The sequence below is a fragment of the Methylobacterium radiodurans genome (genome assembly GCF_003173735.1).
In the GTDB taxonomy this organism is placed as follows: domain Bacteria; phylum Pseudomonadota; class Alphaproteobacteria; order Rhizobiales; family Beijerinckiaceae; genus Methylobacterium; species Methylobacterium radiodurans.
In genome coordinates, this window is sequence record NZ_CP029551.1 from 3514719 (window position 1) to 3538429 (window position 23711).

The 23711-nt window shown below is 69.3% G+C and carries 21 protein-coding genes; 9 read left to right on the forward strand and 12 right to left on the reverse strand.

What is annotated here, in order from left to right:
• Positions 1 to 220: 220 nt before the first annotated feature.
• Complete coding sequence (locus DK427_RS16430) at positions 221 to 2635, forward strand: hybrid sensor histidine kinase/response regulator (protein WP_109952200.1); 2415 nt, start codon at positions 221 to 223, stop codon at positions 2633 to 2635.
• Between the two features lie 148 nt (positions 2636 to 2783).
• Here the strand turns inward: DK427_RS16430 and DK427_RS16435 are convergent, their stop codons facing one another.
• The 5 genes from DK427_RS16435 to DK427_RS16455 form a co-directional block, all read right to left on the reverse strand.
• Positions 2784 to 3149, reverse strand: a complete 366-nt coding sequence (locus DK427_RS16435) for a response regulator (RefSeq protein ID WP_245930593.1) — start codon at positions 3147 to 3149, stop codon at positions 2784 to 2786.
• Between the two features lie 62 nt (positions 3150 to 3211).
• Positions 3212 to 6793, reverse strand: coding sequence for a PAS domain S-box protein (locus tag DK427_RS16440; protein ID WP_245930594.1), 3582 nt, complete (start codon positions 6791 to 6793; stop codon positions 3212 to 3214).
• Positions 6790 to 7605: a Crp/Fnr family transcriptional regulator gene (locus tag DK427_RS16445; protein ID WP_109952202.1), complete on the reverse strand. Its 816-nt coding sequence runs from the start codon at positions 7603 to 7605 to the stop codon at positions 6790 to 6792. The genes DK427_RS16440 and DK427_RS16445 overlap by 4 nt, the downstream gene beginning before the upstream one ends.
• Before the next feature lie 243 nt (positions 7606 to 7848).
• A complete protein-coding gene (locus tag DK427_RS16450; RefSeq protein WP_109952203.1) occupies positions 7849 to 8031 on the reverse strand; it encodes a hypothetical protein in 183 nt (60 codons plus the stop codon).
• Between the two features lie 129 nt (positions 8032 to 8160).
• Entirely contained in the window at positions 8161 to 9276 is a 1116-nt protein-coding gene (locus DK427_RS16455; protein ID WP_109952204.1) for a catalase family protein, read from the reverse strand.
• A gap of 232 nt (positions 9277 to 9508) precedes the next feature.
• Here DK427_RS16455 and DK427_RS16460 point away from each other — a divergent pair, with 232 nt between their 5' ends.
• From DK427_RS16460 to budC, 3 genes are read left to right on the forward strand one after another with little or no spacing between them, the layout of a single operon-like run.
• Positions 9509 to 10591, forward strand: a complete 1083-nt coding sequence (locus DK427_RS16460; protein WP_109952205.1) for a catalase family protein — start codon at positions 9509 to 9511, stop codon at positions 10589 to 10591.
• A gap of 38 nt (positions 10592 to 10629) precedes the next feature.
• Positions 10630 to 11199 carry a type 1 glutamine amidotransferase domain-containing protein gene (locus tag DK427_RS16465; protein WP_109952206.1) on the forward strand — a complete coding sequence of 190 codons (570 nt, stop codon included), beginning with the start codon at positions 10630 to 10632 and terminating at the stop codon, positions 11197 to 11199.
• 58 nt (positions 11200 to 11257) lie between these two features.
• The gene (gene budC, locus DK427_RS16470) at positions 11258 to 12022 is read left to right on the forward strand and encodes a meso-2,3-butanediol dehydrogenase (RefSeq protein WP_109952207.1); all 765 of its coding nucleotides are present in this window, start codon (positions 11258 to 11260) and stop codon (positions 12020 to 12022) included.
• Between the two features lie 360 nt (positions 12023 to 12382).
• On the opposite strand, the gene DK427_RS16475 is transcribed toward budC, so the two are convergent.
• Positions 12383 to 12646 (reverse strand): PAS domain S-box protein, encoded by a 264-nt coding sequence (locus DK427_RS16475; protein WP_245930595.1) that lies wholly within the window; start codon positions 12644 to 12646, stop codon positions 12383 to 12385.
• A gap of 230 nt (positions 12647 to 12876) precedes the next feature.
• On the opposite strand from DK427_RS16475, the gene DK427_RS16480 reads away from it, so the two are divergent.
• The 3 genes from DK427_RS16480 (at position 12877) to DK427_RS16485 (ending at position 14250) form a co-directional block, all read left to right on the forward strand.
• The gene (locus tag DK427_RS16480) at positions 12877 to 13347 is read left to right on the forward strand and encodes a DUF3597 domain-containing protein (RefSeq protein WP_109952208.1); all 471 of its coding nucleotides are present in this window, start codon (positions 12877 to 12879) and stop codon (positions 13345 to 13347) included.
• Positions 13348 to 13420: 73 nt separating this feature from the next.
• Positions 13421 to 13558: a hypothetical protein gene (locus DK427_RS26735; RefSeq protein ID WP_197430732.1), complete on the forward strand. Its 138-nt coding sequence runs from the start codon at positions 13421 to 13423 to the stop codon at positions 13556 to 13558.
• A gap of 197 nt (positions 13559 to 13755) precedes the next feature.
• Positions 13756 to 14250 (forward strand): YciE/YciF ferroxidase family protein, encoded by a 495-nt coding sequence (locus DK427_RS16485; RefSeq protein WP_109952209.1) that lies wholly within the window; start codon positions 13756 to 13758, stop codon positions 14248 to 14250.
• 37 nt (positions 14251 to 14287) lie between these two features.
• On the opposite strand, the gene DK427_RS16490 is transcribed toward DK427_RS16485, so the two are convergent.
• Entirely contained in the window at positions 14288 to 15259 is a 972-nt protein-coding gene (locus DK427_RS16490) for a hypothetical protein (protein WP_109952210.1), read from the reverse strand.
• A gap of 191 nt (positions 15260 to 15450) precedes the next feature.
• Here DK427_RS16490 and DK427_RS16495 point away from each other — a divergent pair, with 191 nt between their 5' ends.
• Positions 15451 to 16368 carry an NAD(P)H-dependent oxidoreductase gene (locus DK427_RS16495; protein ID WP_109952211.1) on the forward strand — a complete coding sequence of 306 codons (918 nt, stop codon included), beginning with the start codon at positions 15451 to 15453 and terminating at the stop codon, positions 16366 to 16368.
• A gap of 78 nt (positions 16369 to 16446) precedes the next feature.
• On the opposite strand, the gene DK427_RS16500 is transcribed toward DK427_RS16495, so the two are convergent.
• The 5 genes from DK427_RS16500 to DK427_RS16520 form a co-directional block, all read right to left on the reverse strand.
• Complete coding sequence (locus DK427_RS16500; protein WP_109952212.1) at positions 16447 to 17247, reverse strand: SDR family NAD(P)-dependent oxidoreductase; 801 nt, start codon at positions 17245 to 17247, stop codon at positions 16447 to 16449.
• Positions 17248 to 17657: 410 nt separating this feature from the next.
• Positions 17658 to 18908 (reverse strand): sensor histidine kinase, encoded by a 1251-nt coding sequence (locus tag DK427_RS16505; protein WP_109952213.1) that lies wholly within the window; start codon positions 18906 to 18908, stop codon positions 17658 to 17660.
• 84 nt (positions 18909 to 18992) lie between these two features.
• The gene (locus tag DK427_RS16510) at positions 18993 to 19823 is read right to left on the reverse strand and encodes an alpha/beta fold hydrolase (RefSeq protein WP_109952214.1); all 831 of its coding nucleotides are present in this window, start codon (positions 19821 to 19823) and stop codon (positions 18993 to 18995) included.
• Between the two features lie 45 nt (positions 19824 to 19868).
• A complete protein-coding gene (locus tag DK427_RS16515) occupies positions 19869 to 22121 on the reverse strand; it encodes a xanthine dehydrogenase family protein molybdopterin-binding subunit (RefSeq protein ID WP_109952215.1) in 2253 nt (750 codons plus the stop codon).
• An 11-nt stretch (positions 22122 to 22132) separates the two neighbouring features.
• Positions 22133 to 22579: a (2Fe-2S)-binding protein gene (locus tag DK427_RS16520; protein ID WP_109952216.1), complete on the reverse strand. Its 447-nt coding sequence runs from the start codon at positions 22577 to 22579 to the stop codon at positions 22133 to 22135.
• Positions 22580 to 22918: 339 nt separating this feature from the next.
• Between DK427_RS16520 and DK427_RS16525 the strand changes: the two genes are divergently transcribed.
• Positions 22919 to 23677: an SDR family oxidoreductase gene (locus tag DK427_RS16525; protein WP_109952217.1), complete on the forward strand. Its 759-nt coding sequence runs from the start codon at positions 22919 to 22921 to the stop codon at positions 23675 to 23677.
• Positions 23678 to 23711: the final 34 nt, after the last annotated feature.

Sequence of the window (23711 nt, forward strand, 5' to 3'; positions counted from 1 at the left end):
GGGTCACCGATGGGCGGCAACGGGTCGTCCCCCGGCCGTGGCGTATCCGATTGCATGGCGTCCCCTTCTCCGCCCCCGTGGCGGGAGCGGTCGACAACGCGCGACGCTGCCGAACGTCCCGAAGGAGGGAGACCGGCATGCGCCGTGTCGCCGCGTCGCCTGCGGGCGGACGTTGTCTCGAGCCGGATGGAAAGTTACTGACATCCGTGACGGGGGAGCCATGGACGCGGAGACCGAGAGGCTGCGGCGGCGCGAGCGCGAGCTCGAAGAGCGCGTCGCGATGCTGGAGGCCCGGCTAGGTGACGGTCTGCGCCAGCCGGAGCAGGGGCAGCGCACGTCCGCGGCCTCGACCGATCTGCTGTTCACGGCGGCGGAGAAGACCCGCATGCCGCAGATCATCACCGACCCCAACCTGCCCGACAATCCCATCGTCTTCGCCAACCGGGCGTTCCAGAACCTGTGCGGGTACGACGCCGCCGAGCTTATCGGACGAAACTGCCGCTTCCTCCAAGGCCGCGACACCGACCCCGCGGACGTGGCCAAGGTTCGCGACGCGGTCGCCGCCCGGCGCGACGTCGTCGTCGAGATCCTGAATTACCACCGTGACGGAACGTCGTTCATCAACGAGTTGTACATCAGCCCGGTTTTCGATCCGGCGGGACAACTCCGTTACTTTTTCGCGAGCCAGCTCGACATCACCCGCTTCCGGACAACGGAAGGCATCCTGGCAGAGAGCGAAGCCCGCTACCGGGCGCTGTTCGATGCCGTGGATAGTGGCTTCTGTGTCGTAGAGATGCGCTTCGACGCAAACGACCGCGCGGTCGATTACCGCTTCGTCGAACTGAACCCCGCCTTCGCGGCGCAGACCGGCCTACACGAAGCCGCCGGACGCTGGGCGAGCGACCTCGTGCCGAACCTCGAACGCTCCTGGTTCGACACCTACGGCGAGGTCGCCCGCACGGGGCAGCCGGTGCGGTTCGAGAGCGGCTCCGTTGCGATGGGACGGTACTTCGACGTGCATGCTCTCCGGGTGGGCGAGCCCGAGCAGCATCGGGTCGCCATCCTGTTCAACGACATTACCGACCGACGCCGTTTGGAGAACCATCTGGAGGCCACCGCCCAGGAGCGGGCCGACGAGCGCGACATGGTCTGGCGGGCCAGCCGCGACCTCTTCGTGGTCTGCGGGCTCGACGGAATCTTCCGCAAGGCGAACGCCGCGTGGACCGAATTGCTGGGGTGGGGTGCCGACGAGGTCGTGGGGGCTCGCTTCGATGCCCTCGTACATCCCGACGACCTTCCGGAGGCGGCCGCGGCCTTCGAGCGCGTCAGCGGCGGACTCCACCTGCAGGACGTCGACGTGCGCGTCCGGACGAAGGACGGCGGCTTCCGCTGGATGTCGTGGAACGCCATCCCGCGCGGCGACCACTTCTACGCCGCCGGTCGCGACGTCACCGAGCGCCGGGCTCTTGAGGAGCAGTTGCGCCAGTCTCAGAAGCTGGAGGCCGTCGGCCAGTTGACGGGCGGCGTCGCCCACGATTTCAACAACCTACTGACAGTCATCAAGTCGTCGACCGACCTGCTGAAGCGACCCGACCTCGCCGAGGAGCGCCGGATCCGCTACGTCGGCGCCATCTCCGACACCGTCGACCGGGCCGCCAAGCTCACCGGCCAACTGCTTGCCTTCGCGCGGCGCCAGGCGCTACGGCCCGAGACCTTCGCGGTTGACCGCGCCGTGCTTGCCGTCTCCGACATGGTCGGCACGCTCACGGGATCGCGCGTCCGGGTCGAGCTCGACCTGCCTGAGGGTGACAGCCTCGACCTGCACGTGAACGCCGACCCGAGCCAGTTCGACACAGCCCTCGTGAACCTCGTCGTCAACGCCCGCGACGCCATGGACGGCCAAGGGAACCTGCGCATCCGGCTTCGTCGTACGACGGTGATCCCGGCCGTGCGGGCGCACCCGCGCCAGCGTGGGGACTTCGTGGCGGTCTCGCTCTCCGACACGGGTTCGGGCATCGCCCCGGAGAACCTTGAGCGGATCTTCGAGCCGTTCTTCACGACCAAGACCGTCGGCCAGGGCACGGGCCTGGGGCTGAGCCAAGTCTTCGGGTTCGCCAAGCAGTCCGGCGGCGAGATCACCGTCGAAAGCGCGCTCGGCGAGGGCACGACCTTCACCCTCTACCTTCCTCGGGTCGCTCCTTCGCACGCCGCCGGGCCGGTCGAGGAGCCGGAGGCGCTCGCCGACGGGCACGGCACCCGGGTCCTCGTCGTGGAGGACAACCTCGACGTCGGCGCATTCGCCGAGCAGGCGCTTCGCGAACTCGGTTACAACACGGTCTGGGCGGTCGACGCGGAAAGGGCGCTCGCCGAGATCGAACGCGGCCCCACCCGGTTCGAGGTAGTGTTCTCGGACGTGATGATGCCGGGCATGAACGGCGTCGAGCTCGCGGGGGTGATCCGTCGGCGTCGGCCGGACCTCCCGGTGGTCCTGACAAGTGGCTACAGCGACGTGCTCGCGGCCGAGGGTACGCACGGCTTCGACCTGCTGCCCAAACCCTACTCAGTCGCCGACCTGTCGCGCATCCTCCGCCGTGCCGTCCAGGAGGCGGCCGCGGATCGCCGGGGCCGGACCTAACGCGGCACGGGCCGGACGCGGTCCCAGGAGCGCCGTGTCCGATTGCTTGGCGGGTTTCCCTGTCGGCCCCCGAGGGCGTGAGCGGACGTCAACGTGCGCGGGTCCCGGGGAATGCTCCCCCCGGCCGGCGGATGAGTTTTCGTCGAACTCAACCGTGCGCCGCCCTGGCCGCCAGCGCCTCGCCGATGGCCTCGTGCAGACGGCTCTCCAGGTAAGGACGGGCGACGAAGGGAATGCCGTCGGGCAGGTCCCCGGGCCGCGGGGCTACCAGCGCCGAGACGACCACGACGGCCATGTCCGGGCGACGGCGCATCACCTCGCGCGCCAGAGCGAGGCCGTCCATCGGTCCCGGCATGCGCACGTCGGTGACCACCAGCCCGACCGTATCGTCGAGCCTTTCAAGCGCCTGGGCGGCGTTGCCGGCCTCGACCACGGCATAGCCGTCGGCCTCCAGGAGGTCGCGGACTTCCAGGCGGCAGAGCATCTCGTCCTCGACAACCAAGGCCGTCGTCACGCTCGGGTTATCCGTCATGGCAATCGGCAACTGGTCGCCCGGCCCTTCGTTGCGTCGCACCCTCAAGCGACCGCCTGGAAATCGGCCAGCGAGGCCTCGACGACACAGCTCACCCCCTCGGGGCGGTAATCGAGGGCGAGGCTGGCGTTGACCTGCGCCGTCAGGCCGCGCTCGATCAGGCGCGATCCGAACCCTTTTCGCGATGGCGGCACCACCGGCGGGCCGCCGCGCTCGATCCAGGCGATGCGAAGCCGTGGCGCGTCCTCCGTCCCGACCAGCGACGCGTTCACCGCGACCTCGCCGTCCGGCACCGACAGCGCGCCGTACTTGACCGCGTTCGTCGTCAGTTCGTGCAGGGTCAGCGCCAGGGATAGCGCGGCCTTGCCGCCGATCTCCACGTCCGGCCCGGCGAACTCGACGCGCCGACCGGCCGATTCCTGCACGCCGACGCCCTCCCGGACCACGGCCGAAAGGGAGGCGCTCTCCGCGGCGCCGCCGAGGAGCACGTCGTGCGCCTTGCCGAGCGCGACCAGCCGGCTGCCCAGGACGTCACGCGCCGCGTCGATGTCGGTGGCGCCGCGCAGGGTCGATGCGGCGATGGCCTGCACCATCGCCAACAGGTTCTTCATGCGGTGGGAGAGTTCTTGGTTGAGCAGCTCCTGCCGTTCCTCGGACCGACGGCGGGCATCGATGTCGGCCACGGCGACGACCGCACCGACCCTCTTCCCAGCCTCGTTGCGCATCGGCGCACCCGCGATCTCGATCCAGAGGCGGCTGCCGTCGCCGCGCTGGTACTCGCATCGCATCTCGGCGTGCTCGACCCCCTCCCGGATGAGGCGGCTCAGCGGGTACTCCTCCGGTGCGACCCGGCGGCCGTCCTCGTGGAAGGCGACCCACTCGCCGTAGCTGTCGGCGTCGGGCGAGGGCAGGACCGGATGGCGAAAAATCTCCTCCAGCCGCCGGTTCCCTCCGACGATGCGACCGGAGGGCGCCTCCGCGAACAGGATGCCGACCGGCACCGTGTCCAGCACCGCCCTGAGCGTCGCCTCGCTGGCTTGCAGCGCCTGGCGCGCCCGCTTCTGCTCCGTGAGGTCGCGGGTGACGGTGCCGTAGCCGAGCCTGCGCCCATCCGCACCGCGCACGGGGAAGAGATTGTAGAGGACGGGCACCGCCGCACCGGTGACTACGTGCCGGAAGTGCAGCTCGCTCTCCCAGAAGCCGTCCCGCTCGACCGCCGGCAGCACCTCGTCGAGGACCCGCGCGCGCTCCTCCGGCGCGAAATAGTCCACGATGGGCATGGCTCGCGCCGCGGCGAGATCGGCTAGGCCGATGAGGCGCCGGCCGGCCTCGTTGACGAAGTCGACGCTCCCGTCGGGAGCCGCCAGGCCGATGAAGTCCTGGCTCTGCTCGACCAGGGCGGCGAGGCGGCGCGTCTCGGCGTCGGCCCGGCGCTGGTCCCCGACGTCGACCAGCACCGTCACCGCGGCCTGGATCGCGCCCTCGGCGTCGCGCACCGGACCGCTCGACACCTCCAGGAGGCGCACCTCGCCCGTCTCGGTGTTGCGATAGCGCATCTCCTCGCCGCGCACCGTCTCGCCGTTCCGCAGGGCGCGCAGGGTCGGGTAGTCCGCCGGCTCGTACCGGCGACCGTCTGGGTGAAGGGCGCCGTAGGAGACGTATCGGGCGTCGCCCTCCGTCCCGAGCCCGTGCCCGAGGATCTCCTCGGCCTTGGCGTTGAGCGACGACGGCATGCCGGCCTCGGTCCCAGCAATGGAGATGCCGACCGGGGCTTGGCGGAAAATCGCCTCCAGCAGGCCGCGCTCCAGCTCGAACCGCCGCTCGCTCTCGCGCAAGGCGTCCTCGGCCCGCTTGCGTTCGCTCAGGTCGAGCATCGCGCCGATCATGCGGCAGGCCCGGCCGTCGTCGTCGCGCAGGACGTAGCCTCGGTCGAGCACGTGCGCGTAGGAGCCGTCCGCACGGCGGAAGCGGTACTCGTCCGACCAGGCCGTGCCGGCGCCGTCGATGACCGCGTGGATCGAGGCGTCGATCCGTGCCCGGTCGTCGGGATGGATCTGCGCGATCCACCAGTCGCCGGTCGGCTCGACGGCCTCGGAGACGTGGCCGTAGGCCTCGGTGAGGGCCTCGTTCCAGAGCACGTGGTTGGCGGCGAGGTTCCAGTCCCAGATCGCGTCGTTGGTGGCCCGGGCCGCCAGCCGATAGCGGTCCTGGCTCTCCTGCAGGCGGACGGCGCTTTCCTTCTGCTCCGTCCGGTCGCGCAGGATCTTCACGTACCCGATGGCCGCGCCGGCCTCGTCGCGCAGCACCATCATCTCGCCGTTGGCCCAGAAGCGGCTGCCGTCCTTGCGCAGGTGCCAGCGCTCGTCGATGCCCCGACCTTCCTCCAGGGCGGACTGCATCTCCATGTCCGGGATGCCGTCGCGCCGGTCCTCGGGGGTAAAGAACGCGTCGGCGGGCTTCCCGCACATCTCCTCGGGTCGCCATCCGAGGATCTTGGTCGCGCCGGCGTTCCAGTCCGTGACCTTGCCGTCGAGGTCGAGCAGGACGATGGCGTAGTCGTGCGCGCTGTCGAACACGGCGCGTCGGCGGTACTCCGTCCGGGCGGCCGCCCGGGTGGCGGCGAACTCGCCCGCCTCGGCGAGACCGGAGGCGGCGGAGCCGGCGAAGACGCCGAGGACCTGCAGGTCACCGTCGGCGAAGGCGTCCGGGCAGCTCGACTGCAGCTTCAGCACGCCGACCACCACGCCGCCGCGCCGCACCGGCGCCAGCAGGCAGGACCGCATCCGTAGGCGCTCCGCGATATCCCGCTCGGCCCGATGGTCACGGCGGACGTCGGGGACGCGGAGCGGCGCGTCGTCGAGGAAGCAGGCGCCCGCGAGGCTTCCCCGGATCGGGAGGCGCAGGCCGAGATGCTGCGCGAGCCCGTCCGTCACGGTGCGGTAGACCAGGGAATCCCCGTCGCGGATCTCGACCGCCCCGGCCTCGGCGGTGGGGACGGCGCGCATCGCGCCCGCCAGCACGGCGCGGAAGCTCGCTTCGAGGTCGCCGCCGGCCGCCGCGACCCCTGCCAGGGCCACCGCGACGGCCTCGCCCTGGCGCCCGGCGCGGTCACGGTCGGCGAGCGACCGGCGCAGCACGAGCTGGTCCATGACCTGTCGGGCGAGCGCCTCCAGATCATCGATCTGCTCCGGGGAGAGGCCGCCCGGACGGGGACGGTGGTCGATCACGCACAGGCTGCCGAGCACGTGGCCCTCGGGCGTGCGCAGCGGCGCGCCAGCATAGAAGCGCAGGTGCGGCTCGCCGGTCACCAGCGGGTTGTCCCGGGTGCGGGGGTCGAGCGTCAGGTCCGGGATCTGCAGGACGCCGGGCTCGGTGAGGACGAACTTGCACACCGAGCGGTCCAGGTCGGTCTCGCAGGGCGGGAAGCCGGCGCGCGCCTTGAACCATTGGCGGTCACGGTCGACCAGGCTGACCAGGGCGACGGGTGCGCCGCAGAGGCGGCGGGCGAGGTGGACGATGTCGTCGAAGCCCCGCTCGGGCGGCGTGTCGAGGACGTCGAACGCGCCGAGTGCGGCGAGGCGCGCCTCATCCTCGACGGAGGGGCGGTTCAGGAATTCGAGGTTCACGGAGCCATCTCCCGGAGCGTGACCGCGGGAGAAGGCGGCTTGAGCCTGTCCGGCTCGCTGGCGTCGACGGCGACCATCCGGCCCCCCGGGGCGTAGACGGCCCCGAGAACCTCGGCGAAGTGGTGCCGCACCGCGGCGTGGCACTCGCACGAGGCCGCCTCGGCCCGCGCCCGGTCCGGAAGCGTCAACCGCCGATGGCCGATCTCGATCAAGCCGTCCCGCCGCAGGCGCCCCAGCACCTCTGTGAGGTAGGCGCGCCGTACCCCGAGCATGTCGGCCAGGACCTCGTGGGTCACCGGCAGGTCGGGCGTCCCCAGCCTGTCCTGCAGGGTCAGGAGCCAGCGCAGGCAGCGTCGTTCGATGGTGTGGGCGGCGTTGCAGGCGACCGATTGCAGCACCTGCGCCAGCAGGCAGTCGGCGTAGCGCACGAACAGGTCGCGAACGGTCTTCGAGGTGTGCTTGGCCTCGGCCAAGCGGTCGGCGTCGATGCGGATGGCCGGGCCGGCGACCTGCACGACCGCCTGCCCGAACGCCGGCAGGTAGCCCTGGCTGACCACGCCGCCGATGGCCCCCTCCCGACCGACGGTGGCGGTCTCGACCGACTTGCCGTCCTGAAGCGGCACCACCAGCGTCACGACGCAGCCCTGGGCTGGGAAGGTGACGTGGCTGACGTCGTCGCCGGCCCGGAACAGCACATCGCCCCGCCCCACCTCGCGCCGTTCGGCATGCGGTGCCAGGAGCGCTCGGTCGGTGTCGTCGAGGGCTTCGAGCAGCAGGTTGCCGTCGAGGGAGCGTAGGGGGGATCTGTTCACGGGATTTCGTCGGTCGGCGGCAATCGGGTTGTCCAGTAGCGGACTTCCCGGCGCAAAGATGTCCGTTACCTGACAAGTTCGCGTGATGCGGTGCCCGGCGAGCCAAATTTTCTCGGACGACGCGAGCGGCCGGGAACAGCGGGCTCCAGCGGTTCACTCTCCGCATCGGGGATGGTCTGCGGGTGGGTGCCTGCCATCGTCCGGGACAGCGCTTCCCACAGCGCTTGCGGACTGCCGTCGTCGCTACATGTCGTAGGCGGCGGCCCGGTCACGGTCACGTTCGAGCAGCGGAAGGTGGCAAAGGAGGACCTGCCCGAGGACAACCTCTTCAATGCGGAACTTTGGGTCGGCTATCAAACAGCTGCGCGTCGGCACGGTCAGCAGCCGCAAGGCGGTGACGTTGGTGATGCTGATCGCAGGGTTCACGGCACGCGCTGCATCCGCCCTACAAGCGAGGCCGTGAGGACTTCTACGACGTCCGCTTCCTGCGTCGAAGCGGACGACGAAGGCCGCGGTTTGAAGGGGCTGCTATGGGTCAGGAGTATGCGGTCATGCTCAACACCCCGTAGTTGGCTCGTGGATCGGGCAGCCGTTGAACTTCTGCCGGAACTCCGCTGAATGCCTGTAGGGGGCATTGCGCGCCCGGTTGATGTTGCCGAGCGGACGGTGGGCGGCGAGGCCGGTCCAAACCGCGAACCGCATGCGCTCGTTCACCGCCTCTACGCGCTCGGCGTCCCAACTGTCCTGCGGTCGCACGGTGATGGTGGCGACCCGCTGGAACGGTGCCTCCTCCTCGTCCCACTGCACCGTCGGGTCCTCGACCGGCTGGCGTTCAAGGTCGCGGCACAGTTGCACTCGGAACTCCCAGACGCCCTCGATGCCGGCCATTTCCGACTGGACGGTCTCGCGGATCGCGTCGGGGCGGCCGGAGGCGTCGATCTCGGTGCCGGTCAGCGCCTTGAGCGCGGGAGCCACGGGCGCCACCGAGAACTTGGCGATGTGGTCGCCGTAGCGGAACGGGGTGACGCTGTAGTAGGTCTCGCCGAGTGGATCGACGTTCGGCGCGCCGCCGAGCGAACCCAGCGTCGGGCTCTCGATGCCGACCGCGGTGAGCGCCTTGTTGACCCCGCGCAGCACGGTAGAGGCGGCGACCTTCACACCCTCGATGCGGTCGGTGGTCTTGGCCAGCAGCTTGAGGCTGCCTAGGAACTTCTCGGTGTTCGGCGCCTGAAAAACTGGGCCGTTGACCAAGACGAAATCCTGCGTCGTTCCCTCCGCGCCGGCCAAGCGCTCGCCGGACACGTCCAGGACCTTCATGGCGAGGCCGCGCGGCAGGGAGACGGCATCGGGTAGGATGTCGCCGGCATTGGTCGACATCCGCAGGTAGACCTTGTGTTCGCCCGCCGTCGCGAACAGCCCTTGCGCGAGTTCGGGAGGAAGCCCCGCGTCGATGCGCAGTACGCCTTCCAGGATGCCGTGTGACTTGGCGTGGACCGAGCGCACGGCATGCCCGGAATCGTTCGCGACGGTCTCCAGAATGGTGTCGAAGGTTGCGTTGAGCTGCTCGATGGTCCGATCCTCGTCGGGCTTCACAACCTCGACGTCGGCGCTGTAGCGGACAGGTGCTTGCAAGGTTCGTCGTCCTTCGTCGTTCGTCTCGGGACAGAACATGCCCGACGGATCGGCGTTCCGGATTGCGCGCCGCTCAATTGCCCGTGAACGACCCGTTGGGAACGTCCGAGCCGGCTGGCGTTTGTCAGGGCGACGGTCCGCCTGGACCCGCATTCCCGACCGTGTGGCCTCATGCCTTTAACGGTGCCGCTTCTGAGAGGCGCGCATTCGATGGAGCTCGGCAGCCTCTCTACCCCTGGCCAGGGGACGAGGCGGAAAGTGAAGGACGAGCATGACCTACCTGCGTTACGCGCCCGACATCGAGCAGCCCGCCCCAGACGAGCAGGAGACCATCGACGGCATCATCCAGGGTATGACCCAGCAGTCGCAGACGGTGGAGAAGCGCGAGCACCATGCCGTGCGCGCCAGCCACGCCAAGAGCTCGGCCTGCGTCACGGGCGAGTTGACGGTTGCCGCCGGCCTGCCGCCGGAGCTGGCCCAGGGCCTGTTCGCGACGCCGGGTACGCACAAGGTGGCCGTACGTTTCGCGCAGGGCCCCGGCGAGACCCTCGGTGACCGGGTGTCCACCCACCGGGGCATGTCGATCAAGGTGTTCGGCGTGCCCGGCGAGAAGCTTCCCGGGCACGATGTCGAGACCCAGGACTTCGTGCTCGCCACCGGCACGACCTTCCCGTCCGGCACGGCGTCGGGCTTCCTGCGGGACGGGACGGTCATCGGCAAGTCGACGGGCCTGCCGGAAGGAGTGAAGAGCGCTGTTTCCTCGACCGCGCGCAACCTCAACAAGGTGTTGCACGCCTTTGGCACGGAGAGTGCCATGGCCGACTTCTTCGGCCATCCCTACAGCCACCCGCTGGCGGACAGCTACTTCAGCCAGGCGCCGATGCGGTTCGGTGACTACGTGGCCAAGCTCGGCGCGGTGCCCGCGACGCAGGCGCAACGGGACCTTGCCGAATGGCGCCTCGATCCGCACGGGGACGAGAACGGCTTCCGGCACGCCACGGTCGCGTTCTTCCGAGACGACGACGTGGTGTTCGAGCTCAAGGCGCAGCTCTGGGCCGATACCGAACGCCAGCCCATCGAGGATTCCTCAGTCGATTGGCCGGTATCGATCAGCCCGTACCGCACGGTGGCGACGATCCGCCTGCCCCGGCAGGACGCCTACTCGCCCGGGCGGGTGCGCTACTTCGACGAGGTGATGACCTTCCGGCCGGCTCACAGCCTCGCGGCGCACCGGCCGCTTGGCTCGATCATGCGGGCGCGCCTGCAGGTCTACCGGGCGCTGAGCGACTTCCGTCACCGCGAGAACGACGTGACCGCCGAGAACACCGCCTCGCCCGAGAGCATCCCGGCCTGAGGCGCCCCCCACCCACATCACTCAGAGAGGAATGACCCATGACCCTTCAGGGAAAGACCATCGCCGTCCTGATCGCCCCCCGGGGAACGGAGGAGCCGGAATTCACCAAACCCCGCGAGGCGCTGCTCGCCGCCGGCGCGACCGTCACGGTGGTCGGACTTGAGGCGGGCGAGGCCGAGACCGTCAACAACGACCTCGACCCCGCCGGGAAGTACCCGGTCGACAAGGCCATCGACGGCGTGTCCGCCTCCGACTTCGACGGGCTCGTCATCCCCGGCGGCAGCGTCGGTGCCGACAAGCTCCGCGGCAGCGAAGCCGTGGTCAGGTTCGTGCGGGACTTCTTCGAGCAGGCCAAGCCGGTCGGCGTCATCTGCCACGGCCCCTGGACGCTGGTGGAGGCCGACGTCGTGAAGGGGCGCAAGCTGACGTCGTTCCCGACGGTGAAGACCGACATCCGCAACGCCGGCGGGGAATGGGTCGATGCGGAGGTGGTGGTCGACAAGGGCCTCGTCACCAGCCGCAACCCGAAGGACCTGCCGGCCTTCTGCGCCAAGATCGTCGAGGAGTTCGCTGAAGGGCGTCATCCGGACCAGGCCCGCAGCGCCTGAGACCACCCTTCGTCAAGGCGTCGGGCGGGTTGCCCGGCGCACAGCCCCAGGAATCGCGATGTCACGTTTCTCGAACAAGGTCGTCCTGGTCACGGGTGCCGCGTCCGGCATCGGCGAGGCCGCCGCGCGCCGCTTCGGCGAGGAGGGGGCGAGCCTCGTCCTCGCCGACATGAACGGCGAGGGCTTGGAGCGGGTCGCCGCCGAAATCGGGGCCGACAGAACGCTTACGCAGGTCGCCGACCTCTCGAACGCCGACCGCTGCCGGGGGGTCGTCACGGCGGCAATCGAGCGCTTCGGCCGCCTCGACGTCCTCGTGAACAATGCCGGGAAGGATCACCTGGGACGTGTCGACGACGGCGACATCGGGGATTTCTCGACAATCATCGAGACCGACCTGTACGGCGTCTTCTACATGACGCGCTTCGCCCTGCCGCACCTGCGCGAGAGCCGCGGCTGCATCGTCAACGTCTCGTCCGTGTCCGGGCTCGGCGGCGACTGGAACCACAGCTTCTACTGCGCCGCCAAGGGTGCGGTGACGAACTTCACCCGCGCGGTGGCGATGGACGAGGCGGCCCACGGGGTCCGGGTGAACGCGGTCAACCCGACGCTGGTCTACACGCCGTTCACCGCCGGCATGCAGGACCAGCCGGACCTCGTGGCCAAGTTCAACGAGCGCATCCCGATGGGACGGGGCGCCCAGCCGAACGACATAAGCGGGGTCATCGCCTTCCTGGCGAGCGAGGACGCGCGCTTCGTTACCGGGGTCAACCTGCCGGTGGACGGCGGCCTTTCGGCCTCCAACGGCCAGCCGAAGCTCAGCTAGATGAGAGCCCCGGCGCCGGTCGGCACCGCGTCCTGTCACCGTTGGTGAACCTCGCCTCCGTTCAAACAGCCTTAACCGGGCCAGCGACCTGCACGACCGCCTGCCCGAAGGCCGGCAGGTAGCCCTGGCTGACCTACTCGCAGTGCCGGGAGGACTTTCGGGACGTCCGCTTCCCACGTCGAAGCGGACTACGAAGGCCGCGGATGGGAGGGACAGCTATGGGTCAGGAGTTCGTGCGCCGATCGTTCAGCTGTGCGCCATGAGCGGACTTGCAACCAAAACCTTCAGAAAGGCCGCTTGGAGCCCGATAGCTGCCGTTGGGTTGTATTGATCGGTCCGGCGGCCACGACATCCTCGCTGTCAGCCTACCAAGGGTGAAGGGCAAAGCGGCCGAGCCCCGCGTTCAGGCGACATCCTTGTACCCTGGAGAAGGAGCGGCGAGCGTCCCTGGACCTCGCGGGCCTCGTAGCCGGTCATGCGCGTGAAGGCCGGGTTGACGGACTCGTTGAAGGGGCCCAGCTCGTCCAGATCGGCCGAGGTGATCACGATGGCTTCGCCCGCCGCCTCGACCGCGGCTTTGAACAACTCTAGGTCCGGCCTCGGCACCATCGCGTCGTCCCGCACCTCCAAAGCCGTTCCCTCCTGGCTCCGATCGCAAGGCTGCGGATCAACCGTCGACGGGCCGGCCGGTTGCCGCCCGTGGGGACGCCTCCAGTCGCCGCACCCGCGCCCCATCGCCGCAACCGGCCCGACACAGGGCCCTAGGCGGCCGGCGCCCCACACCGGAACACGGCGCGCGCCCTCCCGTTGTCGAGCTCTCGCCCCCGACGGGGCCCAGGAACGCGGAGAAGAGAATGAGCATCTTCGGGTCGATCATGTCGAAGATCTTCGGCGGCGGCGCGAGCGCCCAGGCGGCGGCCCCGCACGCCCCGGAGACGCCGAGCGTTTCGGCCGCGGCCCAGGGCTCTGACGGACCGACGGGTTCGGCGAGCGGCGCGGCGGCCCCTTCCATGAGCGGTGCCCCGTCCCCGGTCGCGGCCGGCCCGTCCGGCGCCGGCCAGGCGAACGTCGACGTGGGCCAAGTGCTGGCCGAGCTCGCCACCAAGAAGGGCCAGGGGCTCGACTACAAGCGCTCCATCGTCGACCTGATGAAGCTGCTTGACCTCGACAGCAGCCTCCAGGCCCGCAAGCAGCTTGCCGACGAGCTTCACTACACGGGCGACAAGGACGATTCCGCCACCATGAACGTCTGGCTGCACAAACAGGTCGTCCAGAAGCTCGCCGAGAATGGCGGCAAGGTCCCGGACGACCTCAAGCACGCGTGAACGCCTTGGGCAGCCTGCCCGTGGAACTGCAGGGTGGCCGGGGACTTCCCGGTCACCATCCGAGGAGACGACCATGACCGAGAAGAAGGGCCACGGCAGCGCTACGGCCAAGAAGGCGAACGCCAAGGCGAGCCACGAGGGCAAGTCCAACCCCCGCACGTCGTCCTCGGCCCAGGCCGAGCTTGGCAAGAAGGGCGGCAAGAGCAAGTAAGCGCCCCGCGCGGAGTCGAGGCCGCTGCCGGCTTGCTGGTCACCGCATGGTCCACGCCCGCGGTCGCGGACCGCCGCGCCGGAGGGCGTAGCCGGGGCGGGCGGACGAGACCCGGCGCGCCGACCGAGCGCCGTGCCGCGGCCAGGAACATCGCGGGCGGGGTCCGGTTGGCAGGTGGCGAACGATAGGAGCCGCCGATGTCAGCACCCAGCAGCCTCAAGGACGTCTATCTCGACGAGATGAAGGATCTTTGGTCAGCGAACGACCAGATGATCCGGACCGTCAAGGAGCTAAGCGGCCACGCCAGCGACGCTAAGCTCAAGCAGATGCTCGAACACTCGGTCGGCGGCATTCAGAAGCACACCGACATCCTCAAGGGCCTGATCCAGCAGAATGGCGGCGAGGCCGAGCCCGAGCACTGCAAAGGCATGGAGGGCTTGGTCACCGAGGCCAAGAAGCACGGCATCAAGGAGGCGCCGAGCGACGGCAAGCTGCGCGACGTCGCGATCATCGCCCAGTACCAGCGCATGTCGCATTACGGCCTGGCGGGCTTCGGCTCGGCGGCGGCCTACGCCAAGGCGCTCGGGCGCACCGACGACGAGCAGAAGCTCAAGCAGGCGGTGTCCGAGATCTACAAGGGCGACGCGTTCGCCAGCAAGCTGGCCGAGGCCCTGGAGCAGGTCGCGGCCTGACCGGTCATCGAACTGCGCAGCGGGCCGAGCGGCCGCCTCAGAACTCGACGCCGAAGCGTACCCTCAAGTTGTGGCGTGAGAACTGGTTGAGGTTGAACGCCCGGTCCGCGAAGTCCGGGTCGCGGTCGTGCCCGAACACCTGCGTCGAGTAGGCCAGGGTCAGGAAGCCCTTCTCCATGACCTGATAGTGCAGCACGGGTCCGACGAACACTGCGTGGCCCTCGAAGCGGTTCAGGAACGCGCCCTCGTAGGCGCGCATGTACCGGGCCTCCGGCCCGAGGTAGAGGTCGCTCGCGACCTTCGCCATCAGCGTGCCCGAGACGGACAGCGTCGAGGATCGGTCGACCTCGCCCGAACCCTTCAGGCGCGCGACCTGCGGGTCGTAGATCAGGTTGATGCCACCCCAGAGCCGGTCCGGCACGAGCCGGGCGTCGGCGATGAGGCGGGTCTCGACGCTGTACACGTCCGCGCCCTGGCCCTCGATTGGGGTGACGCGGGCGTATTGCGGCTCGGCCTGCAGGGCGAGGCTGAATGGTCGCTCGGCGGTGCGCTTGAAGAACTGGTACTTCAGCTCCAGCGAGCCGCCGTTGAAGGTGCCGAAAGACTTGCCCGGAACGCCCGCGACGTTGCGGCTGTCGCGCGCGTCGAACCAGAGGCCCGGCTCGATGCTGAAGTTGTCGGTTAGGTCGTACTGGTAGCTGACGATGGGCTGGGCGGCGCCGTAGCCCGAGCGGCCGGGGCCGTCGCGGCGCTTGCTGAAGCGGCCGATGGTGTCGACGAGGATCTCCTGCTCGCCCTTCTTGCCAACGTCAGTGCCCTCGGTGAACCCGAACAGGTTCTCGGTGTCGACCTTGTCGGGTTCGTCCCCCTTGCCCGCGTCGGGCCCGCCTTCACGGGCCTCCTGCCCTGGACCCGGCGCGGCGAGGGCGAAACGAACGACGACGAGGGGGGCGAAGAGAAGGAAAGCTGCAAGAAGGCGCAGCTTTCCAGCGGAAGAGAGGATCGACATGCCCGATTCCGGAAGAGGCGCTGAAGGTAGACGTAACGCCTGCCCCGGGATGCGGCGGCTCCGCCACACAGCAGGTCCAATCGCCCTGCTCGGTCACCGAAGTTGGAATATTTCCAGGAACCAACCGTGACAGATCCGGCTTGAACTCTACCGCGGGACGGTCCCGCCGCCCGAGAGTGGACTGCCCTGCATTGGATGACCTGAAGGTCGAGGCCGAGACGCTGCCGCTGGAGGAGCGGCCCCTGCAGGTCCTGGTGATCGCCGGGTCTGCGCGGCGACTGGATGGCTGCCCGGGCATGGACGGCAAGGCGCGCTTCCTGATGCACCGGATGCTCGGGCGGCTGCCGGCCCGCTGGCAGGTCGACGCGGTCGACATCGGCAACGAGCACGGCAAGCCCAAGATCCAGGGCTGCAACGGCTGCGTCGGCTCCTCGATGGCGCTCTGCGTCTGGCCCTGCAACTGCTACGGGCCGGACAGCGATCACCAGCCGGACCTGATCTGGAACGAGAAGCTGTACCAGCGTCTCGCCCGGGCCGACGCCTGGGCGATCATCGGCCCGGTCTGGTGGTACGGCCCCTCCACCAATCTGAAGGCGATGTTCGACCGCCTCGTGTGCATGAGCGGCGGCAATCCCCGGCCCGACCTGATCGACAAGAAGAGCACGTTGAAGGCTCAGGCGCTGGAGAAGTCTCCGCTCTGGAAGGAGTTGACCAGGAACCACCTTGAGGGCCGGAGCGCAGCCTTCTTCTGCTACGGCAACGAGGGCGGCAACGAGCTCGACGACGACCGCCGGCCGCATGTCCTCAGGCACAAGGAATGGTTTGATCCCGCCCAGGAGCCCTACCAGGGCAACGAGCGCCTAGCCTATCAGGGGCTCGTCTGGCAGTGCCGCTACGGCGGCATCGAGGTGCCGGACCAACTCTGGCGCCATGCCTCCGTCGGAGTCGGACGTCCCTACGCCGACGACCAGCCGGACGACATGGCGAAAGAGCCGGATGCGATGGTTTGCTTCGACGGGTGGGTGGACGCCTTCGTCGAGCACGTCACCAGGAAGGGCGTCGTGCCTGGCACGACGGAGGCCGAACGCGGCGCCCAGTCCACGACGTAGGTGTCGCCCGAGCTCTCAGTCAGGAACTAACCCGCTATCGATAAGCAGGATCAGAGCGACGGTTTCCGAAGGCCACCGCTACTCTGCGCCGCCCGGCTCGGACATCTTCCTGTGCCGCTCCGCCTTCATCGAGTCGGGCAGGATGCGGTTCAGCACCGCAGCTTCGAACTGCGTCGCGATGCTACCAGCTACAACCTTCTCCCGACCCGCCATCATCGCCTCGTAGCCGGCTTTGGCCACATCGGCCGGGTCGCTCTTTGGACCTGCTCCGATGCTGGTGTCGTCCATGCCGGCGTGATGGAAGAAGTTGGTCTCCGTCTGACCCGGCAGGAGAGCCGTTACGGTGACGCCAGTGTCGCGCAGCTCGTTGCGGATGGCTTCGGCGAATGAGAGAACGAACGCCTTGGAGGCGCCGTAGACGGCCTCGAACGGCACCGGTGTGGTGCCGGAGATCGAGGACGTGAATAGGACGCGCCCGCGGCCCCGGGCGACCATACCGGGCACAACGAGCTTGGCGAGGTGGACGGTCTCGACGACGTTGACCCGCATGAGGTTCAACTCGTCCTCCCAGCGGTTCTCGACGAAGGATCCGCCGAGGCCGACACCGGCGTTGATGGCGATGGCCTCAAGGGGCCGCTCGGCGGCTTTGATCGCCGCATGCAGTGTCTCGACGCCCGCCGGTGTCGACAGGTCAGCTCGACAGGCTTCGACAGACGTTCCGGCCTCGCGCATCCGGATGGCCACCTCGTCGACGTGCTCGCTGCGGGCGGCGATCAGAAGGTCGTAGCTATCGGCTGCAAAGAGCTTTGCCAGTTCCAGACCGATGCCGCTGGAGGCGCCCGTCACCACCGCCAGCCCCTTGCACTCACGCACTCCCATTGTCGGATCCGTCCCGCTATCCATCGCGCTCGTGCCGAAGCGGAACGCTCCGGTGGTCGAGATGATCCCGCGTAGATCTTCGTGCGCTGGAGTCCCTGGCCGTCGGGCTGCATCGCGCCAGCAGCGGACTCTAGGTCTCAGCCGGAAACCAGACGTTCGGCTCCGCGCCCGTCTCGGCCCCTCAACCGCTTCTGGCAGCTTCTCCAAAGCGGACGCCACGCCAGCTCAGCTTGTGGATCCCAATCGCGCCACTAGCGGGTCTTGGCCGTCGTCAAGAAAGCAGTCTTTCGGCTCCAGATTTGGTTCATATTCGACTCTAGTCATCCGTGTGATTTGAATATTTGGTTTTATTTTGTTCTCAAAACAGCGTTCATGCGTGTGATTATTTTAATGCAGGCAATGTTTTTCGCTCAGATCAGATGAATTGGAAGGCAGACGGAGAACGTTGCACCGCGCGAACCGCTGGGGCTCGTCACCGCGATCGCGCCGTCATGCGCGGCGATGATGGTGCGGCAGATGCTGAGGCCGAGGCCGAGCCCGTCCGCCCGGGTGGTGAAGAACCCGTCGAAGAGCTGGTCTACATGACTCGGCTCGATCCCAGGCCCGTTATCCGCCACGTCGACCCGGACGGTGCCGTCCTTGCGTATCGCGTCGATCCGGATCTCAGGCCGGGGCGTGCCGGCCCCGTGATGAACCTGGATCGCGTTCATCAGGAGGTTCACGAAGACCTGTTGAAGCTGGATCCGGTCGGCCTGGACGACGAGATCCGGGCCGGAGACGCCGACCTGGATGTCAATCGCGTGCCGGCTCAGCTCGTGCTGCACGAACTGGATGGATTCAGCCAGCACGTCGGCGATCGCCACGGGGCTGCGCAGGCCGCCGCGCTTGCCCGCCATGCGCCGCGTGCGATCGATGATGTCACCGGCCCGCGCGACCTGATCGACGATGCGGCGGCACTGGTGCCGGAGCGTGTCGCGGTCGATCTCCGGCCCGTCGAGGCGGCGCAGCATGGCGCCGGCGGTCATCCCAATCGAGGACAGGGGCTGCCCGAGCTCGTGGGCGATCGAGGCCGAGAGCTCGCCGAGCGTCGAGATCCGGGAGACGTGGGCCAGCTCGTCGCGCAGCGCGTCGAGCGCGGTCTGGCGCTGCACGTGCTCTGTGATGTCCACGAAGGAGGCGAGCCAGAGGCCTGAGGCGACGCCGTCCGCCCGCGGCACGACGCAGAACAGCGTGTCGAAGCGGGAGCCGTCCATCCGGACGCTGCGGGCCTGCTGCTGGAACGCGGCCGCCCCCTCCGCGAAGGCGCGGGCGGAGTTCACCTGCGCGGTGCAGCTCGGATCGAAGAAGCGCTGGGTCCGCTGCCCGATCATGTCGGCGCGGCCGGCGGCGCCGAACATCCGCACGGCCGCCTCGTTCACGTCGAGGATGATCATGCCGCGGCGCAGCCGGTTCGCCGCGCCGGGATTGGCATCGAGATAGCCCGACAGGTCCGTCACGCCCCTGGCCCGGAGCGCGTCGAGCGCGGCGACCCGCTCGCGGGCGTCGACCACGACGAAGCCGATGGTCGAGACCTTCATGCACACGAGGTACCAGGCGTCGTTCCAGTCGGCGTCGTAGGAGACGACGATGCCGCTGTCCGCCGCTGCGGGACCGCTGCTCATGCCTGGGATGCTCATCAACGTGCCGGCGCGCTACCAATCCGGCGGTACCAGCTTCGGAGGATCCCAGGCAAATTTCGGGGCGCCTCAGGCCCGGATGAAGGCCAGCAGGTCGGCGTTGATCAGGTCCGGATGGGTGGTGCACATGCCGTGCGGCAGGCCCTCGTAGGTCTTGAGCGTGCCGTGCCTGAGGAGCGGATGGGCGAGCAGCGCGGAATCGGCGATCGGCACGATCTGGTCGTCGGTGCCGTGCATCACGAGGACCGGGACGGTGATGGCCTTCAGGTCCTCGGTGAAGTCGGTCTCCGAGAAGGCCTTGATGCAGTCGTACTGCGCCTTGGCGCCGCCGATCATGCCCTGGCGCCACCAATTGCCGATCACGCCTTCGGAGATGTGCGCGCCCGGGCGGTTGTAGCCGTAGAAGGGGCCGGCCGGCACGTCCCGGTAGAACTGCGCGCGGTTGGCCGCCAGCGCGGCGCGGAAGCCGTCGAAGACCTCAATGGGCAGGCCGCCGGAATTCGTCTCGGACCTCACCATCACGGGCGGCACCGCCCCGATCAGCACCGCCTTCGCGACGCGGCCGGGCTCGGCGCGGGCCACGTAGCGGGTGACCTCGCCGCCGCCGGTCGAGTGGCCGACATGGACGGCGGCGCGCAGGTCGAGGGCGGCGGCGAGCGCGACGACGTCGGCCGCGTAGGTGTCCATCTCGTTGCCGCTGTCGGTCTGGGTCGAGCGGCCGTGGCCGCGCCGGTCATGCGCGACCACGCGGTAGCCCTGGCCGAGGAAGAACAGCATCTGGTTGTCCCAGTCGTCCGCGCTGAGCGGCCAGCCGTGATGGAAGACGATCGGCTGCGCGTCTCTCGGGCCCCAATCCTTGTAGAAGATCTGCGTGCCGTCCGTGGTCGATACGAAACCCATAGCCGTCTCCACCAATGGTCAGGAAAGTCTTGCCGCTCCCGCCCGTCAGGCGCCGGACAGGCGGGTCTTGGCGAGCGGCAGGCTGCGCAGGCGGCTCCCGGAGAGCGCCGCCACCGCGTTGACAACCGCGGGCGGCACGCCCGGCAGGCCCGGCTCGCCGATGCCGCCCATCGGGGCCCCGCTCTCCACGATCGCGACATGCACCCGCGGCATCCGCTCCCGGTCGAGGATCGGGTAGGCGTCGAAGTTGCGCGCCTGGCGCTGCCCGCCCTCGTACACGACCTGCTCGAGGAGCGTCGAGGAGAGGCCGAGCGCCGCCGCGCTCTCCACCTGCCGCTTGACGATGGCCGGGTTCACCACGCTGCCCGGATCGATCGCGATCCAGAGGTCGTGCACCCGCGCCTCGCCGTCCTTCAGCGAGACCTCCGCGATCGTCGCTGTCTCCGAGCCGAAGGGCGAGGCCATCGAGACGCCGCGCGCCCGGCGCGTGCCGTCCTCGGCCGTGAATGGCCCGCGCCGCCAGCCGCCCGCGAGGTCGGCCACCGTCTGCAGGAGGGTGCGATGGCGCGGGCTGTCCTTCAGGAGGGCCAGGCGCAGCGCGAACGGATCCTGTCCGCCGGCCTGCGCGATCTCGTCGAGGAAGCTCTCGTAGAAGAAGTCGTTCATCGAGTGCCCGACCGAGCGCCAGAATGCGATGGTGACCGGGTGCGGCACCTTCACGTAGTCGAGACGCCGGTTGGGGATCGCGTAGGGCTTCTTGTCGAGACCCTCGACCACCGAGGAATCGACCGGCGACTTGAACAGCGCCCCGAACCACCGTCCGATCGGACCTTCGCCCACCGCCGTGGTCTGGAGCGCCACCGGCAGACCGTCGGCCGCGAGCGCGGCCTTGAAGCGCGCGAAGCTCAAGGGGCGGACGGCATCCATCCCGAACTCCTCCTCGCGCGACCACAGTACCCGGACGGGGCGGCCCGTGGCCTTGGCGAGCAGGATCGCCTGCGGGAAGGGATTGGCCGGCCCGTAGTAGAAGTGCCGTCCGAAGAAGCCGCCGAGCATCGGCGAGTGGATGCGCACGCCGTCGGGCTGCAGTCCCGCGACCTTGGCGGCGACCTGCTGGAACAGCTCCGGCATCTGGTTCGGCAGCCAGAGGTCGAGGCTGCCGTCCTCGGCAAAGCGCGCCACCGCCGAGGGCGGTTCGAGCTGCGCGTGGGCGAGGTAGGGGGCGTCGTAGGCCGCCTCGACGATCTTCGCGGCGCCCGCGAAGGCGGCGGCGACATCGCCCTCCTGCTCGGCCGGGATACCGGGCGCGGCCGAGTCCCTCAGCGCCGCCAGCATCGCGGCCGAGGAGAAGCCGGCCGAGACCGTCTCGACGCCCTCCGGCGCGGGCTTGGTCCAGGTGACGGCCAGGGCCTCCGCGCCCTTGCGGGCCCGCCACCACGTGTCGGCCACCACCGCCACCGCGCCGGGCAGCCGGTGCACGCCCTGGACGCCCGGCATGGCCCGGACCTCCGCCTCGTTGGCGATCGCCTCCGGCTCGGTGCCGAGATGGGGCGCGTGCTGCACGGCGGCGTGCAGCATCCCGTCGACCCGGATATCGATGCTGTAGACCGCCCGACCGGTGGACTTGTCGCGCATGTCGAGGCGGGCCACCGGCTTCCCGATCCAGCGGAAGGTCTTGGGGTCCTTCAGCGGCACGTCGTCCCGCGGCTGGAGCGCCAGCGCGGCCGCGGCGAGCTCGCCGTAGCCCAGCGCGCGGCCGCTACCCGCGTGGATCACGCGCCCGTCCTCGGTGGTGAGGGAGGCCTGCGGCACGGCGAGCTTGGCGGCGGCGGCGCGCAGCAGCATCTCGCGCGCGGTGGCGCCGAGCCGCCGCATCGCCTCGAAGCTGGAGCGGGTCGAGAAGGAGCCGCCCGTCATGCGCAGGCCGTTGACCACGGCGTAGTCCGGGCCGGGCGGGGCGCATTCCACCGCGAAGCGGGCGGGGTCGAGGTCGAGCTCCTCGCCGATCGTCTGGGCGAGGCCTGTGTTGATGCCCTGTCCGCCCTCCACGAAGGGGCTGAGCAGGCGCACCGAGTTGTCGGGGCGGATCTCCAGGAAGGCGGCGACGCGCGTGCCGGGCTTCGGCGCGACCGCGGCCGGCCCCTCCGCGCGGGCCTGGGCGGCGGCGGGCGAGAGCCGCATGCCGACGCCGAGGAGGAGGGCGCCGGAGGCGGCCTCCAGGAAGCCGCGGCGGGAGAGATTGCGGACAGGCTCGCGGTCGTGCCGGCCGGCGCGGCGGAGCGGTGTGAGATCGTTCATCGTCCCCTCCCTCAGGCCGCGGCCTGCCGCACGGCGGCCGCGATGGCGTTGTAGGTGCCGCAGCGGCAGAGATTGGTCATCGCGCCCGCGATGTCGTCCTCCGTGGGCCTGGGCGTCTGCTTCAGGAGGCTCATTGCCGCCATCACCTGGCCCGACTGGCAGTAGCCGCATTGCGGCACCTCGATCCCGACCCAGGCGGCCACGACCCGGGCGCCGACCGGATCCTGCTCGATCGCCTCGATGGTGGTGATCGCCTGTGTGCCGACGCTCTCGAGCGGGATCTGGCAGGAGCGGGTCGCCTGCCCGTCGAGGAGGACCGTGCAGGCGCCGCACTGGCCGATGCCGCAGCCGTACTTGGTGCCCGTCAGCCCGAGGCTGTCGCGCAGGACGAAGAGCAGCGGGGTGTCGGGCTCCGCCTCGACCCTGTGGGGCTGCGCGTTGATCGTGAGCGTGATCATCGTCCGACCTCGTGAGGCTGGGGGCGGCGCGTCCGGGCCGCGATGGCCGGGTCATGGCCTGTGAGGAGAGGGGTACAGCCGCGATCCGCCGCCTGGAATCATACGAAGGTTAGGGGTCAGCACCCGAAACAGTGCGTGGTCTCAAGACAAGCGCCGGACGCCGCAAGTGCAGTGGCTGCGCGCGGCGCATGAAACCTTCGTATGACCCCACTCTCGGAAGGTGTGAGCCGGATAACACAGGTCACCGATAGCGCCGCCGCATCGGCCCGCTCAGTCTGTGCCTGTCGCCGGTCCATCAGTGGGCCGCGGCGCGATCGACCACCTCCGTGGAGACAGACGATGAAACTGACCGGCAACACCATCCTCATCACCGGCGGCACCTCCGGCATCGGCCGGGGCTTTGCCGAGGCCTTTCACCGGCTCGGCAACCAGGTGATCATCGCGGGCCGCCGCCGCGCGCTCCTCGACGCGGTAACCGCGGCCAATCCCGGGATGCGGTCGGTCGAACTCGACATCGATGATCCCGAGGCGATCAAGGCCGCGGCGGCCCGGGTCGTCGCCGAATTCCCGGCCCTCAACGTGCTGTTCAACAACGCCGGCATCATGCCCTTCGACGACGCCTCGGGCCCGATGGACGACGCGGTCGTCCAGGCGATCCTGACCACGAACCTGCTCGGGCCGATCCGGATGACCTCGGCCCTGATCGAGCACCTGAAGGCGCAGCCGCGGGCGACGATCCTCAACAACACCTCGGTCCTGGCCTTCCTGCCGCTCGCCAGCACCGCCGTGTACTCGGCCAGCAAGGCGGCGCTGCACGCCTACACCCTGTCCCAGCGCTTCATGCTGCGGAACACCCGCGTCACGGTCCAAGAGATCGCGCCGCCGTGGGTCGACACCGACCTGATCAAGAAGAGCGGCGATCCCCGCGCCATGCCGCTCGACGCCTTCATCGCCGAGACCATGGCGGGGCTCGCCACGGAGGCCGAGGAGGTGGTGGTCGAGGCGGTGCGCCCGGTGCGCGACAATCCCGGCGCGAACGAGCACGCGATGATCAACGCCTTCAACGCATCCCTGGAGGCCAACCCGATCCCGGTCTGATTTGAGCGAGGCTGTGCGGGCGGCCGGAGGAGCC